Here is a 16,886-nt window from a genome sequence, read left to right on the forward strand (position 1 = left end):
TTATGGATCGTCATCAAGAAAAGAAATTTACGGAGTCTTGGTTTTTTAAATGGGTTTTAAACAGTCAAGCTACTGTGGCAGTTATGGTCACTTTTCTTGTCTTTTTGACCCTTTATTTGTTCACTAAGATTTCATTTCTATTTAAACCTGTTTTGTCTTTTTTAGCCATCATCATGCTTCCTTTGGTGATTTCGGCAATTCTTTACTACCTGATTAAGCCTTTGGTTGGCTTGATTGAACGACGTGGTGTTAACCGAACGGTTTCGATTTTCATTGTTTATGCTATTATTGTGGCTCTGCTTATTTGGGCGGTAGCAAGTTTTATTCCTATGATTGAAGGGCAATTAACCTCATTTGTTGAGAATTTACCTGCTTATGTTAAAAGTGTCAACGTTGAAAGTTCTAAACTTTTGAAGAGTCCTTGGTTGGCTAATTATCAGTCAGAATTGCAAGATATGCTAGCCAATATCAGTAATAAAGCTGTTGATTATGCGGAAAGCTTTTCTAAGAATGCAATTGACTGGGCATCAAGCTTTGCTAGTGCCATTGCTCGCGTGACCTTAGCTATCATCATGTCGCCTTTCATTCTCTTTTATTTCTTAAGAGATAGTCATAAGATGAAAGAGGGGTTGATTAAGGCACTTCCGACTAGAATGCGTCGTCCAACGTCACGTATTCTTGGAGATATCAACAAGCAGCTTGCTGGTTATGTTCAAGGTCAAGTAACCGTTGCGATTGTTGTTGGAATCATGTTCACAATCTTCTTTAATATGATTGGTTTGCGTTATGCGGCAACTTTTGGTATTATTGCAGGGTTCCTTAATATGATTCCATATCTTGGTAGTTTCTTAGCTATGGTTCCGGTTGTGATTATGGGGATTGTTCAAGGACCAATTATGCTGATTAAGGTTCTTGTGACCTTCGTGGTTGAACAAACGATTGAAGGGCGTTTTGTAGCACCTTTGGTTTTGGGAAGCAAGTTAAGCATCCATCCGATTACCATTATGTTTATTTTGCTAACGTCTGGCTCAATGTTTGGTATTTGGGGAGTGTTCCTTGGAATTCCGGTTTATGCCTCTATCAAGGTGGTTGTTAAAGAAATTTTTGACTGGTACAAAGCTGTCAGTGGTTTATATGAAGAAGAGTTAATTGTAGAAGAAGGAGAAGAAGAATCAAAAGATGTTAAATAGTGAAAAAATGGTTGCCTCAATCCAGAGTCAAGATTTGGAGCACGCCAATAAATATTTTAAACGAGCTTTGAAAGAAGACGATGCTGAGACACTTTTGGAATTGGCAGAGTATCTTGAAAGCATTGGGTTCTTGCCACAAGCAAAAGAAATTTATTTGCAAGAACGTGAAGATTATCCTGAAGTTAATATCAATCTAGCTCAGATTGCGACTGAAGATGGTGACATCGAAGGTGCTTTCTTGTATCTTGATGCTATTTCTCCTGAGAGCGATGCTTATTTGTCTGCTTTGCTTGTTATGGCAGATATCTATGAAATGGAAGGGCTAGCTGACGTTGCGCGTGAAAAACTTCTCCAGGCTAGTCAGATTAGTGATGAACCTTTGGTTATTTTTGGTTTGGCTGAAATCGAAATGGAACTTGGTAATTACAACCAAGCTATCAAAGAATACGCTAAGCTAGATAATCGAGATATTCTTGAACTAACTGGTGTGTCAACTTATCAACGTATCGGTCGTGCTTACGCTAGTCTCGGAAAATTCGAAGCAGCTATCGAGTTTCTTGAAAAAGCTGTTGAGATTGAATACGATGACAATACAATCTTTGAATTAGCGACAATTTTGTATGACCAAGATGAATACCAAAAAGCAAATATTTACTTCAAACAATTGGAGACAATGAACCCTGACTTTGAAGGGTATGAGTATGTTTACGCACAATCTCTTCATGAAGAAAATAAAACTGAAGAAGCACTTCGTTTGGTTCAAAAAGGTTTGGCTAAAAATGAATTTGATACCAATCTTTTGCTCGCAGCATCACAATTTTCGTATGAATTACACGATACCAAACAAGCCGAAAGCTATCTTTTGAAAGCTAAAGACGTAGCAGTTGATGATGAAGATGTTTTGATGCGTTTGACTAACTTGTACTTAGAAGAAGAACGCTATGATGATGTTGTTGCCCTTAATCGTGACAACATTGATAATGTGCTTACTAAATGGAATATTGCCAAAGCCTATCAAGCACTTGAAGCTGATAAAAAAGCCCTCAAGATTTATGATGATTTGGCAACGGATTTGGCAGATAATCCAGAATTCTTGCAAGACTATGCTTATATTTTGCGCGAATTTGGTTATACAGATCGTGCCAAAGATGTGGCTAAACGTTATTTGACTTTGGTTCCAGATGATGTCAATATGGTGGAATTTTTAAATGAAGATGAATTTTAAGAGTCTTTTGGCTAGTAACCTAATAACGGTTATTATCATTTTTGTTTTGCTATCATTCTTTGATCAAAGTGGTGAACCACTTCGCAATATTCTTGTGGTATTTGGTGGTTTTATCTTGATGACCATCTATGATTTTGTCAGAACAAGACGAAAAAAATAGAGTAAAAAGCGCGACAATTTCGTCGTGTTTTTTCTTGTAATTTTCAAGAATGTTTTCAACCTTACTTTAGAAAGATAAAGAAAAATTTCACAAGCGAAATTTCACAAACTTTTCGTAAAACTATGGTATAATTGATTCATATTTGTGAAAAAATAAAAATTTGTGATTTAGATTTGACTAATTTTATCGCCAGATTTTCTTGAAATTGTGATGTATTGGAACTTTAAAATCTGTTCTTAATTAGTCATCTAAAGACATATAGGAGATAAAATGACTGAACAAAAGCAATATGGGGCTGATCTTGTTGTAGATAGCCTTATTAACCATGACGTCGAATACGTTTTTGGTATTCCGGGCGCAAAAATTGACCGTGTTTTCGATACACTCGAAGACAAAGGTCCAAAATTGATTGTGGCACGTCATGAGCAAAATGCAGCCTTTATGGCGCAAGGTATCGGACGTATCACTGGTAATCCAGGTGTTGTAATTACAACAAGTGGTCCTGGTGTGTCAAACTTAGCAACTGGTCTTGTAACGGCGACTGATGAAGGTGACCCAGTTCTTGCCATCTCAGGACAAGTAAAACGTTGTGACTTGTTGAAACGTTCACACCAATCAATGAAAAACGTTGCGATGATGGAACCAGTAACGAAGTCAGCTGTTGAAGTGCATGACCCAAATACACTTTCTGAAATCATCGCCAATGCCTACCGTGTAGCTAAATCAGGTCGACGCGGCGCAAGCTTTATCTCAATTCCGCAAGACGTTACGGATAGTTTAGTATCTGTAAAAGCTATTAAGCCACTAACTGACCCTAAACTTGGTTCAGCATCTGTTGACGACGTGAACTATCTTGCTCAAGCGATTCGCAATGCTGAGTTGCCAGTTTTACTTTTGGGAAATGGTGCTTCAACACGTGCGGTCACAAAATCAATTCGTAAATTGCTTGAAGCTGTTAAATTGCCAGTTGTTGAAACTTTTCAAGGGGCAGGTATCGTATCACGTGAACTTGAAGAAGACACTTTCTTTGGTCGTGTAGGACTTTTCCGTAACCAACCAGGGGACATGTTGCTTAAAAAAGCTGACCTTGTCATTGCGATTGGTTATGACCCAATTGAATACGAAGCCAGAAACTGGAACGCTGAGATTTCAGCACGTATCATTGTTATTGATGTGGCTCAAGCTGAAGTTGATACTTATTTCCAACCTGAACGTGAATTGATTGGTGATATTGCTGATACGATTGATTTGCTTTTACCAGCAGTTAATGGTTACACTTTGCCAAAAGCATCAGTAGACTACCTTCAAAATCTTAAGAAAAATGTGGTTGAAGATGTGAAATTTGACCGTGACTCAAATCCTGGTGTGGTTCACCCACTTGATGTGATTGATGTTATGCAAGAAAATATCACAGATGATATGACTGTAACTGTTGACGTTGGTAGTCACTACATTTGGATGGCACGTTACTTCAAATCATACGAAGCACGTCACCTACTCTTCTCAAATGGTATGCAAACACTCGGTGTAGCACTTCCTTGGGCAATTTCAGCAGCCCTTGTTCGTCCAAATACAACCGTTATCTCTGTATCTGGTGATGGTGGTTTCCTCTTCTCAGCGCAAGAATTAGAAACTGCAGTTCGTCTTAATTTACCAATCGTTCACATTATCTGGAATGATGGTAAATACAACATGGTTGAATTCCAAGAAGAGATGAAATACGGTCGTTCTTCAGGTGTTGATTTCGGACCAGTTGACTTTGTCAAATACGCTGAAAGTTTTGGTGCTAAAGGTTACCGTGTTGATAGCAAAGAAGGTTTTGAAGCAACCTTCAAAAAAGCTCTTGCTGAAGCAGCCAATGGCCCAGTTCTTATCGATATTCCAATCGATTACAAAGATAATATCAAACTTGGTGAAACAATCTTACCAGACGAATTTTATTAAGCTTGCAATTTAACGAATTTGGCAATAAAATATTAATGACAGTTAATTTTTAATGACGAAAGTGAAGGAGAATATGTCAGAAGCAATTAAACTTTTTCAATATAATACCTTAAGTGCCCTAATGGCTGGTCTTTATGGTGGAACATTAACCATTGGTGAGCTACTAGAGCACGGTGATTTGGGAATCGGAACACTCGATTCTATTGATGGAGAGTTGATTATTCTAGACGGTAAAGCCTATCAAGCTATCGGTTCAAACGGGAAACCTGAAATTGTTGAGGTTTCTGATGATGTCAAAGTTCCTTACGCTGCAGTTGTTCCTCATCAAGCAGAAGTGATTTTTAAACAACGTTTTGAAATGACAGATGCTGAGTTGAAAAAACGCATCGAGTCATATTATGATGGGGTGAATTTGTTCCGTTCGATTAAAATTAAAGGGACTTTTTCTAACATGCATGTTCGCATGATTCCAAAATCTGCGCCAAATACAAAATTTGCAGAAGTTGCAACACGCCAACCTGAATATTCGCGTGAAAATGTCACAGGAACTATTGTGGGTATCTGGACACCTAAGATGTTCCACGGAGTAAGTGTTGCTGGTTATCATCTACACTTTATTTCAGATGATTTGACCTTTGGTGGTCATGTGATGGATTTTGTGATTTCAGAAGGTGTGGTTGAAGTAGGACCTGTTGACCAACTTGATCAACGTTTCCCAGTTCAAGACCGCAAATACCTTTTTGCAAAATTTAACATGGACGAATTGAAAGAAGACATCAAAAAAAGCGAATAAATCGTCTAGTTATCGCATATGAAAAAGGCACATTTCTAAAAACGAGTTTATCTTGTTTTAGCAATGTGTTTTTTTACGGATAAAAATGAGGTATAGAGTTGATTTTTACTTATATTTATCCTAAAATAAAAGACGTTGTGCATGTGAATCTTGTATCAAGAATTAATAGAATTATAAGAATTGCATGACGATTTCAAAGAAAAAACAGGAGAATGTATGGATATTTTTCGAAAGACCCCGATGGCGCAAAAGACAAGTCATTTGCAAAGACGCCTGGGGCTTGCTGAACTTATCTTTTTAGGGGTAGGTTCGATTGTTGGGACTGGGATTTTCACGATAACAGGAGTAGGTGCTTCTCAATATGCAGGACCTGCGATTACTATTTCAATTATTATTGCTGCTATCTGTGTAACCATGTCAGCTTTATTCTTTGCAGAATTTTCTTCACGTTTGCCACATTCAGGTGGCGTGTATCGTTATTTGTATACTGTTTTTGGAGAGTACCCAGCTTGGATTGCAGGTTGGTTTATGATGATTGAATTTGCAGGAGCGATTTCAACGGCAGCCTCTGGTTGGGGAGAGTATTTAAAGGCTTTCTTGAAAACTTTCGGCATTAGTTTACCGACAGCTTTGAGTGGTCCTTTTAATCCTGCAAAGGGAACTTATATTGATATTGTTCCTGTTATCTTATTACTTTGTGTGACAGCCCTTGTTGTGTTAGGGGTTCAAACGGTATTAAGATTTAATTCGGTTTTGGTTATTTTTAAATTAGCCGTTTTGATTATCTTTATCGCTCTTGGTCTGACAGCAATCAATACGCAAAACTGGAGTGATTTTGCACCGTTCGGATTTGGTCAAATTTATGGTGGTAAAGTTGGTATCATGGCTGGTGCATCATTGATGTTCTTTGCTTTCCTTGGATTTGAATCTATTTCGATGGCGGCTGATGAAACCAAAGAACCTCAAAAGAAAATTCCACAAGGTATCTTCTTTTCAATTGGATTGACAACTTTGTTGTATGTCTTGGTTACTTTGGTTTTGACAGGAACTGTTCATTATACAAAATTGAACACGGCTGATGTGGTGCCATTTGTTCTACGTAGCATTGGTTTCCCTTTGGTTGGTAATATCGTTTCTGTTGTGGTGATTTTGACATTGGTAACGGTATGTATTTCTATGATGTTTGCCTTGTCACGTGTGATTTACAATGTCAGTTGTGATGGGCTTTTGCCTGAGCAATTCCAAGAATTAACACCAAAGAGCAAAGTTCCTAAGAAAGCGACTATTTTTGTCGGTATTGTCACAATGTTCTTCTCAGGGGTCTTTCCTTTGGAAATTCTAGCTTTGTTAGTTAATATTGTGACACTTGCATACCTTATCTTGCTTGCTTTTGGGGTTATCAAACTTCGTAAAGATTTTGGTGAGCCAAAAGAAGGTGAATTCAGAACACCTTGGGTGCCATTCTTACCAATTCTATCAATTGTGGTTTGCTTTGCTTTGATGACACAATGTAAGCTTGAGACATGGTTTGGCTTTATCATTGCCTTTGTGATTGGAACAATCATTTACTTTGCTTATGGTTACCGTCACTCAAAATTAATCGATAAAACTGAAGAATAAACAAAAGACATTGGCTTTTAGCCAATGTCTTTTTAGTAATCTTAACAGCAAGTTATTTCTTATTTTCAATGCGCATGCTATTGATTTTTTCTTCGGTTGGTGTAACGCGAAGTGTTTTTTGACCAGTGTATGTGACAAAACCAGGTTTGGCACCAGTAGGTTTGTTGAGTTTTTTAGCTTCAATCATATCGACTTGGATAAGATTTGATAGGCGAGCTTTTGAGTAATAAGCTGCTAATTCAGCGGCGTCAGTCTTGACTTCATCGCTTGGGTTAAGATTGTCCTTGATGAGTACGTGACTACCTGGAATATCCTTAGCGTGGAACCAGAGTTCACCTTTTTTCGCCATTTTGAAGGTTAATTCATCATTTTGCAGGTTGTTGCGTCCGACCATGATGATTGTCTTACCATCTGAAGCAAGGTATTGTTCTGGTTTTTTACGTTTGTGACGTTTATCGCGCGTGCGGCGTTTGACAAAACCAGTTTCGACCAACTCTTCACGAATGTCTTCGATGTCAGAGATAGAAGCGTGACTTAGAGCTGTCTCAACACTTTCAAGATAAGTGATTGTGTGTTTAGTTTCTTCGATGAGGCCAGTTAAGTGTTTAACGGCTTCTTTTAGTTTTTGGTATTTTTTGAAATAGCGCTGAGCATTTTGGTTAGGGGTCAAACTTTTATCAAGAGCAATGGTGATTTTTTCGTTAGTGTAGTAGTTATCAAGTTCCACTTGGTCTTGATTGTTTGGCACCATTGAGAGATAAGTGGTCAAGAGTTCGCCTTTTTGGCGGAATTCTTCGGCGTTTTCAGTAGCTGTCAATTCTTTTTCTTGTTTTGCTAGCTTTTTGATGTTTTTATCGAGCTCAGTCTGAACACGGTGAATCAAGTCGCTTGATTGTTGGTTAACACGATCGCGTTCAGCTTTATCTTGATAGAAAACATCTAGCAACTCTGAAAGGCTGTCAAAAGTTTGACCACTCTTATCAAATGGCACAGCAGCAAATGATTTGTCAGTCATATTTGGCTGGACAGGTCGAGCAAAGAAAGCACGGAACTGTTTGAGTTTGTCATCACTAAGCTGAGCTGCCAAATTTTCAGCGGTATCACGTCCCAAACCTTGGAAGAGTTTTTGAAGATGACGTGGTGCCAAATCCTCGGTTTGTAAGATTTCAAATAATTTTTCATCTGAAACAGTAAAAGGATTTTTAGCATCTGTTTTTGGCGGTGCAATGTAAGTTGAACCAGGCAAGATTGTTCGGTAGCTGTTTTGTGAGAAACCGATATGTTTGATAGATTCGATAATCTTACTTTCAACCTTATCAATCAAGATGATGTTACTGTGTTTGCCCATGATTTCAACAACCAAGGTAACCTTGATGTTGTCACCAATTTCATTTTTATTTGAAAAGGCGATTTCTAAAACACGGTCATTTTCAATTTGTGTGATGTTTTCAATAACCGCACCTTGAAGGTATTTACGCATAATCATGGTAAAGGTATTAGGTGTTTGAGGGTTTTGAAAGTCTGTTTTAGTAATTTGCAGGCGCCCAAAAACAGGGTGGGCAGAAAGTAACAGTTTATAGTTTTTACGGTTATTACGAATGGTTAAAACAAGCTCGTGCTCAAAAGGCTGATTAACTTTTTGAATGCGTCCGTAGAGAAGCTCGTCTTGTAATTCTTTGGTTAAATGGTGTAGGAAAAAACCATCAAATGACATGATTAAAGTTGCCGTAATACTAGCTCATCAAAAGCGATAAGAAGTTTACGACGTCTCCTTTCTAATCTCATGTTTTCAATTCTTCTATTATACCATAACCCTTGCAAAATCTGGGCTTTGCGAGATGGGAAAGTTTGCCTCTTACGATTTTTTTAGTTTTTGAATAATCGTTAGAAGGTCTTGGTAATGTTTGTTTTCCATTTTGACGATGGCGTAGGTCTTGATGAAAATGTCTTTTAGTTTTTTTGAGCTTGAAATGATATTTTGATTTTCAAGCAGACGTTCAGCAATGTCTTGACTGACGATGGTAATGCCAGTACCTTTAAGGACCTCGTGCTCGATCAGTGAGAGGTTATCGATAGAAATATGGTGTTGGGTTGGCAGCTGGTTAATCTTGATAAATTCTTTTAAGAAATTGTGGTAACTGCTGGTCATGTGATAGAGTAAGAAAAGTGATTCTTCACCCTTGTCAAATTTTTCGATGAGCTCTCTTTGCCCGACAATCATCAATTTGTCAGAACGGAGTGGGAGTTTGAGCACACCTTTTTGGGTGTAACTGCCTGACATAATTCCAAGGTCGATTTGGTCATCCAAAAGCGCTTGAAAAATCTGATGGGAATTACTGTAAGTTTGGACATTGAGTTTTCGGTTTTCTGGCAAATATTTTTGAATGGCTGACAAATAGGTCTTGAGATAAGAGGTGTCAGAACCAAGAATGATACTTTGCTCAAAGGTAGAGTCCAAATTATCAAGCAGGCTGTTAAAAGCAAGCAATGTCTGATTAGCAAATTGATAAATGTCTTTTCCCTTAGGTGTCAGGGAGATTTTTTTATTTTTACGTAAGAAAACCTCACATAAATTGTTGTTGATTTCTTTTACACGCTTAGAAACAGCTGGTTGACTGATATTATTAAGTTTAGCAGCTTCAGAGAAACTCTGTGTTTCATAAATGTCTTTGATTAATTTGAAGTCAAAAATGGATAACTTATAACTAGATTTCATATTTTTGATTTTATCATAAATAAAAGTTATAAACAAGGATTTGAAAATAAAGAAAATAATCACCAAAATCATAAAAAAATAGAAAAAATCCATACATATGTCATAAAACCTAACATAAACTATTGAAATAAAATTCTGAAAATTATAAAATATTGACATCAATTAAGAAAGAGGTCTGCGGTATGGTTGCTTTGGAAGAGGAGTTGGCGACTTTCGATTTGACAGCGAAGTATATGATCGAAATGAAGGGCATTCGAAAAAGTTATGGTAAGCAAGAAGTCCTAAAAAATATCAACTTGTCTGTTAAAAAAGGTGAGGTTGTGGTTTTGATTGGACCATCTGGAAGTGGAAAATCAACCTTGATTCGAACGATTAATAAATTGGAAAAGGTTGACGGTGGTGAAATTGCGGTTATGGGAAAGAACATTTACGACCTGAATATGAATGACAATTTGCTACGAGAACATGTCAATATGGTCTTTCAACACTTTAACCTTTTTAATAACATGACCATTGCTAAAAATATTGGTATCGGTCCAGAAAAATTACACCGAAAAAGCAGTGAAGAGGTGGATGAAATTGTTTTTCGCTTGCTGATGGCAGTGGGCTTACTTGATAAGAAGGATGCTTATCCTGAAAATCTGTCTGGTGGTCAGAAACAACGTGTGGCTATAGCAAGAGCTTTGGCAATGCAACCTGACATTATTTTATTTGATGAGCCGACTTCAGCGCTTGATCCTGAGATGGTTGGTGAGGTTTTGCAGGTGATGAAAGCTATTGCTAAAAGTGGTACGACCATGATTATTGTGACGCACGAGATTGGTTTTGCAAAAGAAGTGGCAGATCGTATTGTTTTTCTTGAAAATGGTGAGTTAATCGCAGACATGCTACCTGAAGAGGTGAATCGTTCTTATCCAAATCAACGTGTGGCAAGTTTTTTGAAGCAAATTTTATAAGTTAGGTCTAGGAGAGAGTTATGTTTGGTGGGTTTCTGGAAAGTTATGGTGGATTTATTTTAGATGGTGCCCTGATGACGGTCTTTTTATCGGTGGTTTCCATGGTTTTAGCCCTGATTCTAGGGGGTGTTGTCACCGCAGCTAGGATGAGTGACAATCTTTTGATTAGTGGATTGACAAAACTTTACATTGAAGTGATTCGTGGTTTGCCGATGCTAGTCATTTTGTCACTCTTCTTTTATGGCTTGCCCATGCTGGGGCTAAATATTCCTAAAAGTACGCTTTTTGGTGTTGATTTAGACCGTTTGATTGCAGCCTTAACGGGATTAACGGTTGGAGAATCGGTCTTTGTTGCTGAGATTTATCGGTCTGGGATTCAAGCGGTAGATTCAGGACAATTTGAAGGGGCTAGAAGCATTGGATTTAATAAATTTCAAGCTTATCGGTATGTGATTATCCCGCAGGCGTTTAAAAATATTTTGCCAACTTTGGGAAATGAATTTGCGAATAACATTAAATCAAGTTCGCAAGCATCGGTGATTGGGGTTGCTGATTTGATGTTTACAGCAAGCACTATTCAAGGCATTTCTTATAAACCTTTTCAAGCGGTGATTGCTGTTGGGATTGTTTATTTGGTTTTTACTTTTTCAACTACGCGTATCGTTGCGCATTATGAAAGAAAGATGAATCGCAGTTCAGAAGATGCTTTGTCATTGGCTGAAAAATGGGCCGAGCTGGTGCAAACTATTAAAGCTAGTTGGAAGAGCTTGCTCGTGACAGCAGCTTTTATGGCAATGATGATTGGTGCCTTTGCTCTTAATCATAGGGAAACAAATACAGCAGTTGGAAGCATCGAGAAGATTCAGAACTCTGGTCAGCTGGTTGTTGCGACCAATATTGGTTACGCACCTTATGAGTTTTACGATTTGTCATCAGGCCACAAGAAAGCTGTTGGAGTTGACTTAGCTTTTGCTAAACAATTAGCAGATAAATTGCAGGTGAAATTAGTGGTTAAAAATATGAATTTTGATTCGATTCTAGGGACAATCACGTCAGTAAATGCTGATATTGCCATTGCCGGGATGACAAAGACAAAAGAACGTGAAAAATCGGTCGATTTCACACAAAACTATGTCAAGCAATTCAATAAAGTTGTTGTTCGTAAAGATTCAGCTGCTCAGTACACTGCGATTGCTGATTTAGCACAAAGTTCGATTGCAGTACAAAAATCAACAACGCAAGAAGATGTGGTCAAAGAGGACATCAAACCCAAACAAATAGTTGCCTTATCAAGTTTGCCAGATGCGTTTTTAAATTTAGTGCAAGGAAAAGTGGATGCTGTGGTTGCTGATGATACGGTAGCTGACCAATATATCGCAAGCAACAGTGAATTGACTTATGCTGATATTGATTTACCAGGGACAACTGAGACAGCTATGGCATTAACTAAAGGCAATCAATCGCTCAAGGTTTACGTGGATAAGTTGATTGAGCAAGATAAAAAAGATGGTAGCTTTGATAAATGGATGAAAACCTATAGTGCTTTAGCGCAAAAAAATACGGGAGAAAATGAGTAGGAGGAGATTCTTATGGCAGTAATTGATGGAACCAGTCGTTTGCGAAAAGTGTTAATGTGCCGACCAGATTTTCTGGTAAGTGCGGCACCGATTAATGTGATTTCAGAGAAGTACACTGAACCTTTGGACCACGACAAAATGATGCAAGAGTACGGCGCTGTGGTCAAAGCTTACCAGGATAATGGCGTGGAAGTGGTCCAGGTCACTTCTGGTAAAAAAATGCCAAATGCAGTTTTTGCTAGAGATTTTGGAGGTGATGTTAAGGAAGGATATATCTTAGGGCGTTTTAAAAAGCCTATTCGTTTTGAGGAACGTCGTCATTACGAAGACATTATGGCGGGGCTTGGCATTCCAAAAATTGCTGAAGTTACTGAAGGTTACTTTGAAGGGGGTGATTTTGCATTTATTGATGAGAAGACATTAGCGATTGGGGTGATTGATCGCACCAATCTCACAGGTGTTGATGAAATTCGTAAGCAATTAGAACCATATGGTTACAAGGTCTATGCTGTTAAGGCAAATCCAGACTATCTTCATCTGGATATGTGCTTTAACTTAGTGGCACCGAAACTTGCTATTGCTTATGAAGCTGGATTGCCAGAAGATTTTGTTACCTTGGTCAAGGAAAAAGGCATTAAGATTATTTCTGGAACGCAAGACATGATTTTTAAACATGGTTATAACGTTGAAGCTTTGGGAGATAATCGTGTGATGAGTTTAAAACAAAATATTTTTATTAACGAAGCACTTCGCAGTGAAGGCATGGAAGTCATAGAGGTCGATATGACGGAGTTATTGAAAGCAGGTGGTGGCGTGCATTGCATGACTTTCCCGCTTGAACGTTATTAATCACTTTTAATTATCATTTGTAGATGTGGATTGCCACGTAAAAAACAATTTAGAAAGTTTGTTATGTCAACATTTTTAGCTAAATCATTTGAAACTATTGTCGCTTACAAACCTGGTGAACAACTTGGAGATGATTACCTTAAATTAAATGCCAATGAAAGTTCACAAGAGCCTAGTCCTCGTGTTTTAGAGGTTTTGAAAAATGCTCAGAATTTAAATTATTACAATGATCCTTGTCAGCACAAATTACGTCAAAAATTGGCTGATTTACATTCAATGGATGAAACAAACATCATTGTTGGAACAGGAGCAGATGATGTTTTAGATTTAATCTTTAGAACATTTTTTGAACGAGGCGATAAACTTGCTTTTCCGAAAGTGACTTATCCTTTTTATAAAGGCTACGCTGATACCTTTGGGTATGATGCGTTGGAAGTGCCTTTGACAAAAGATTTACGCGTTGATTTATCAGATTATGAAAAACTTCCCCACGCCGTTTTAGTGGTGAATCCAGATGCCCCAACAGGATTTTTAAAACCTTTGTCAGCTATCAAGAAGTTGCTTGCCTCGAATCTTGAGCGATTGGTGATTGTTGATGAAGCTTATATTGATTTTGGTGGAGCTTCGCAATCAGCGATTTCCTTAGTTGAAGAATTTTCAAATCTCATTGTGGTTCGTACTTTTTCCAAATCGCGTCAATTAGCCGGCGGTCGTATTGGTTACGCGGTTGCTTGTAAAGAACTTATCAAAGATATGGAAGATTTAAAAATGACGGTTAATCCATTCAATGTGAGTTTGCTACAAGAAGAAGTTGCTCTAGCAAGTCTTGAAGATGAATTTCATTTTGAAAGACATGTTAAGGAAATTATCGAAAATCGTGATTTCTTGACATCAGCTTTGCGAATTTTAGGTTTTAAGGTTTTAAACAGTAAGACAAACTTTGTCTATGCCTCTTCACACCTGATTTCAGGGGAAGAATTGTATGAAAAATTGCGTGAGCGTCATATTTTGGTTCGTCGTTATGACATAGCAGAGGTTAAAGATTATGTTCGTATCACAATTGGAACCAAGCAAGAAATGCATCGTCTAGTCAGTGAGGTAGATGCTATTTTAAAGGAGAAAGATCATGTTAAAAGTGTTAATTTCTGATTATCCAAATGTTTTGGCGGAGCGTGATTTGAGTATCGAAGTTAACCTTTTAAAGGAACTTTTACCTGCCGATAGCGAAATTTTTGTTTACCCTTATATCAATGAGGATGAGTTCATCGAGCGAATGTCTGGTGTGGATGTTCTTTTGACAGCCTTTCTTCCCTTGAAGGAAAATATTCTGGCAAAATTTCCAGATTTGAAAGGTATTGCGGTTAATGCTACGGGAACAAATACCATTGACTGTGAGTATGCTGAGAAGTTAGGCATTGCTATTCGAAATTTAGGAGCTTATTCGACAGAAGACGTTGCCAACCACACGATTGCTCTATTACTAGCACTAAATCAAAAACTTTTTATTCATCGTAAATACATTGAAGCTGGTTTTTGGAGTTATCAAAAAGCTGGTGAAGTGAAGCGTTTGTCCTCGCAAACTTTGGCGATTTTTGGGCTTGGTCGAATTGGTCAAGCAGTGGCAAAACGTGCGAAAAGTTTTGGCATGTCAGTGATTGCCTACGATCCTTTTTTGCCAGAAGAAGTGGCAGAAGAAATTGGGGTCAAATTGGTCTCGGTTGAGACTATCCAAGCAGAAGCTGATGTGATTAGCTTGCATTTATTTGCTAATTCGGCAAATGAGCATTTCTTTAATCGTGATTTCTTTAAGAAATTGAAGAAACCGGTGATTTTTATCAATGTGGCGCGTGGTAGTCTGGTTGACGAAGCAGCCTTGGTAGAAGCACTTGATGAGGGCAAAGTGATTGGTGCTGGCTTGGATGTTTTAGAAAGTGAAAATCCAGATCTGCTTAACAATCCTTTGCTTGGACGTGAGAATGTTATTCTAACGCCGCATTCAGCCTTTTACAGTCAAGAAAGTCTGAATACCTTGCAAGTTCAAACGGTTAAAAATGCAGTTGCCATTTTAAAGGAGTATCATCATGAAATTTGAAACGATTGAAGCCTACAGTTTGCCAGAGCGCATCGAAGCAATTGCTAAATATTTGGTGTCCATTCTTTCGGTAAATGGTACAGCAGGAGAGGTCAAGCTGGCAGATGCCATTTATGACTTATTGCAGTCAGCACCGTATTTTAAAGATCACCCAGAAGACCTCTGGCAGCAGGTTTTGGAAAACGACTCCTTGAGACGAAAAAATAATTTTGCACTGCTCAAAAAATCAGGAACAACTAAGACTGTCATTCTACATTCGCACATGGACACCGTAGGCATAGAGGATTATGGTCCACTAAAGACAATCGCAAATGATCCAGATGCTCTGCTAGATTTTTTTAAAGATTATGACGATGACCCTGGCGTTCAAGAGCATGCCAAATCAGGTGATTGGCTCTTTGGACGAGGTATTCTTGATATGAAATCAGGCGATGCGGTCAATATTGCAACACTTTTGTATTACATGGAACACATGGATGAACTGCCCTGTAATTTACTTGTGATGACCAATTGTGTTGAGGAAAATGACCATACGGGTGCTATTCAAGCCTCAAGTGAACTGTTACGTTTGCGTAAAGCTGGCTATGATTTTAAAGTGGCTATCAATACAGATTTTATTTCGCCATCATATGACGGTGATGATAAGAAATATATCTACACGGGCGCAGCTGGAAAAATGCTGACATGTTTTTACATCAAAGGGAGAGAAACGCATGTTGGTAGTTGCCTAATGGGCATTGATGCCACAATGATTTCTAGTGCGATTAATCTTAAAATCAATACCAACCTTGATTTAGTTGAAAAAATTGACAATGAAGATATATTGCCAAGTTCTGTGCTTTTACAACGAGATTGCAAGGATTTTTATAATGTCCAAACAAACAAGCGTGCCAATCTTTACTTCAATACTTTCTTATATGAAAAAAGTGCAGATACCATTTTGCACACCTTAATGGAAGCTAGTCGTGAGGCTGTCCATGAGGTTTCAAGACATTATAAAGAACGATTTAAGATTTATTCAGAAAGAAGTCATATTCATAGCCAGATTTCACATGATATTACTGTGATGACTTTTTCGCAGTATCTAGATGTTTTGGAGAAAAAAGGTTTTGATAGCCAAGCCTTGATTAGGGAGTTTTTTGAAACTATCGGAGATTTTGACAAACGAGAAGTTGGTTTTGATTTGATTGATTACCTTGAGGAAAAAACACAGTCAGATGAATCAAAAGTGATTGTCTTTTTAGCACCGCCGTTTTGTCCTCACAATTATACTGACTGTGACAGCAATGTTGACCAAGCGCTTGAAAAAATGATGGCAGAATTTCCTGAAGAACATTTTGTGAAACGACGATTTTTCCCATTTTTAAGTGATTCTAGCTATCTTGCGATGCGAGAAAGTCCAGAAGACATTGAAAAACTAAAAGCGAATTTTCCTCTGATGGATGCAATTTATCCATTGCCAGTTGATACCATCAGAAAACTTGACATTCCAGCTCTTGACTTGGGCGTTTACGGTATTGGAGCTCATACTTGGAAAGAAAGACTCTACAAACCTTATTCTTATCACACTCTTCCAAAGGTTATTAGAAGTTTTATCAAGCATTTAAGCTAAAGTTTGAGCATGGCAAATAAGTGTTTTGAATAAAAATAAGAAAATTTCGAAAAGAACTTGAAATTTTCAGAATTTAGGTTATAATTATTAAAAAACACAGGAGGAAGCTAAGATATGAACATGACACAAACTCTTACAAGTTGGCAAAGTTG

At 37.9% G+C, this 16,886-nt stretch carries 14 protein-coding genes; 12 read left to right on the plus strand and 2 right to left on the minus strand.

What is annotated here, in order from left to right:
- The first annotated feature begins 2 nt into the window (after window positions 1-2).
- From GPZ88_RS07885 to GPZ88_RS07910, 6 genes are all read left to right on the plus strand, one after another.
- Window positions 3-1,190, plus strand: a complete 1,188-nt coding sequence (locus tag GPZ88_RS07885) for an AI-2E family transporter (RefSeq protein WP_158913454.1) — start codon at window positions 3-5, stop codon at window positions 1,188-1,190.
- Window positions 1,180-2,415, plus strand: coding sequence for a tetratricopeptide repeat protein (locus GPZ88_RS07890; RefSeq protein ID WP_166043951.1), 1,236 nt, complete (start codon window positions 1,180-1,182; stop codon window positions 2,413-2,415). The genes GPZ88_RS07885 and GPZ88_RS07890 overlap by 11 nt, the downstream gene beginning before the upstream one ends.
- Window positions 2,399-2,575, plus strand: coding sequence for a hypothetical protein (locus GPZ88_RS07895; RefSeq protein ID WP_006532428.1), 177 nt, complete (start codon window positions 2,399-2,401; stop codon window positions 2,573-2,575). Before GPZ88_RS07890 ends, GPZ88_RS07895 begins: the two co-directional genes overlap by 17 nt.
- A 270-nt stretch (window positions 2,576-2,845) precedes the next feature.
- Complete coding sequence (alsS, locus tag GPZ88_RS07900) at window positions 2,846-4,519, plus strand: acetolactate synthase AlsS (RefSeq protein WP_074799096.1); 1,674 nt, start codon at window positions 2,846-2,848, stop codon at window positions 4,517-4,519.
- A 73-nt stretch (window positions 4,520-4,592) separates the two neighbouring features.
- Window positions 4,593-5,312, plus strand: coding sequence for an acetolactate decarboxylase (budA, locus tag GPZ88_RS07905; RefSeq protein WP_039697121.1), 720 nt, complete (start codon window positions 4,593-4,595; stop codon window positions 5,310-5,312).
- Between the two features lie 216 nt (window positions 5,313-5,528).
- Window positions 5,529-6,932, plus strand: a complete 1,404-nt coding sequence (locus GPZ88_RS07910; protein ID WP_039697120.1) for an APC family permease — start codon at window positions 5,529-5,531, stop codon at window positions 6,930-6,932.
- 52 nt (window positions 6,933-6,984) lie between these two features.
- Here GPZ88_RS07910 and GPZ88_RS07915 read toward each other — a convergent pair whose 3' ends face one another.
- Entirely contained in the window at window positions 6,985-8,646 is a 1,662-nt protein-coding gene (locus GPZ88_RS07915) for an Rqc2 family fibronectin-binding protein (RefSeq protein WP_074799099.1), read from the minus strand.
- Between the two features lie 141 nt (window positions 8,647-8,787).
- Window positions 8,788-9,648, minus strand: a complete 861-nt coding sequence (locus GPZ88_RS07920) for a LysR family transcriptional regulator (protein ID WP_074799132.1) — start codon at window positions 9,646-9,648, stop codon at window positions 8,788-8,790.
- A gap of 218 nt (window positions 9,649-9,866) precedes the next feature.
- On the opposite strand from GPZ88_RS07920, the gene GPZ88_RS07925 reads away from it, so the two are divergent.
- From GPZ88_RS07925 to GPZ88_RS07950, 6 genes are all read left to right on the plus strand, one after another.
- On the plus strand, window positions 9,867-10,604 hold the full coding sequence (locus GPZ88_RS07925) for an amino acid ABC transporter ATP-binding protein (protein WP_398575847.1): 738 nt from the start codon (window positions 9,867-9,869) through the stop codon (window positions 10,602-10,604).
- 20 nt (window positions 10,605-10,624) lie between these two features.
- Window positions 10,625-12,181 (plus strand): ABC transporter permease subunit, encoded by a 1,557-nt coding sequence (locus tag GPZ88_RS07930; protein ID WP_166043953.1) that lies wholly within the window; start codon window positions 10,625-10,627, stop codon window positions 12,179-12,181.
- A gap of 12 nt (window positions 12,182-12,193) precedes the next feature.
- Window positions 12,194-13,030, plus strand: coding sequence for a dimethylarginine dimethylaminohydrolase family protein (locus GPZ88_RS07935; RefSeq protein WP_166043955.1), 837 nt, complete (start codon window positions 12,194-12,196; stop codon window positions 13,028-13,030).
- Between the two features lie 63 nt (window positions 13,031-13,093).
- Window positions 13,094-14,179: a histidinol-phosphate transaminase gene (gene hisC / locus GPZ88_RS07940; protein WP_166043957.1), complete on the plus strand. Its 1,086-nt coding sequence runs from the start codon at window positions 13,094-13,096 to the stop codon at window positions 14,177-14,179.
- Window positions 14,157-15,122, plus strand: coding sequence for an NAD(P)-dependent oxidoreductase (locus GPZ88_RS07945; RefSeq protein ID WP_166043959.1), 966 nt, complete (start codon window positions 14,157-14,159; stop codon window positions 15,120-15,122). The genes hisC and GPZ88_RS07945 overlap by 23 nt, the downstream gene beginning before the upstream one ends.
- Window positions 15,112-16,734: a zinc-binding metallopeptidase family protein gene (locus GPZ88_RS07950; protein ID WP_166043961.1), complete on the plus strand. Its 1,623-nt coding sequence runs from the start codon at window positions 15,112-15,114 to the stop codon at window positions 16,732-16,734. The genes GPZ88_RS07945 and GPZ88_RS07950 overlap by 11 nt, the downstream gene beginning before the upstream one ends.
- Window positions 16,735-16,886: the final 152 nt, after the last annotated feature.

It is taken from the genome of Streptococcus ruminicola, assembly GCF_011387195.1.
GTDB classification, from domain to species: domain Bacteria; phylum Bacillota; class Bacilli; order Lactobacillales; family Streptococcaceae; genus Streptococcus; species Streptococcus ruminicola.

Coding starts and splice junctions, on each gene's coding strand:
- GPZ88_RS07890 (WP_166043951.1), top strand. CDS start 1,180: ATGTTAAATAGTGAAAAAATGGTTGCCTCAATCCAGAGTCAAGATTTG.
- GPZ88_RS07915 (WP_074799099.1), bottom strand. CDS start 8,646: ATGTCATTTGATGGTTTTTTCCTACACCATTTAACCAAAGAATTACAA.
- alsS (WP_074799096.1), top strand. CDS start 2,846: ATGACTGAACAAAAGCAATATGGGGCTGATCTTGTTGTAGATAGCCTT.
- GPZ88_RS07945 (WP_166043959.1), top strand. CDS start 14,157: ATGTTAAAAGTGTTAATTTCTGATTATCCAAATGTTTTGGCGGAGCGT.
- GPZ88_RS07935 (WP_166043955.1), top strand. CDS start 12,194: ATGGCAGTAATTGATGGAACCAGTCGTTTGCGAAAAGTGTTAATGTGC.
- GPZ88_RS07910 (WP_039697120.1), top strand. CDS start 5,529: ATGGATATTTTTCGAAAGACCCCGATGGCGCAAAAGACAAGTCATTTG.
- hisC (WP_166043957.1), top strand. CDS start 13,094: ATGTCAACATTTTTAGCTAAATCATTTGAAACTATTGTCGCTTACAAA.
- GPZ88_RS07895 (WP_006532428.1), top strand. CDS start 2,399: ATGAAGATGAATTTTAAGAGTCTTTTGGCTAGTAACCTAATAACGGTT.
- GPZ88_RS07885 (WP_158913454.1), top strand. CDS start 3: ATGGATCGTCATCAAGAAAAGAAATTTACGGAGTCTTGGTTTTTTAAA.
- GPZ88_RS07930 (WP_166043953.1), top strand. CDS start 10,625: ATGTTTGGTGGGTTTCTGGAAAGTTATGGTGGATTTATTTTAGATGGT.
- GPZ88_RS07920 (WP_074799132.1), bottom strand. CDS start 9,648: ATGAAATCTAGTTATAAGTTATCCATTTTTGACTTCAAATTAATCAAA.
- GPZ88_RS07950 (WP_166043961.1), top strand. CDS start 15,112: ATGAAATTTGAAACGATTGAAGCCTACAGTTTGCCAGAGCGCATCGAA.
- budA (WP_039697121.1), top strand. CDS start 4,593: ATGTCAGAAGCAATTAAACTTTTTCAATATAATACCTTAAGTGCCCTA.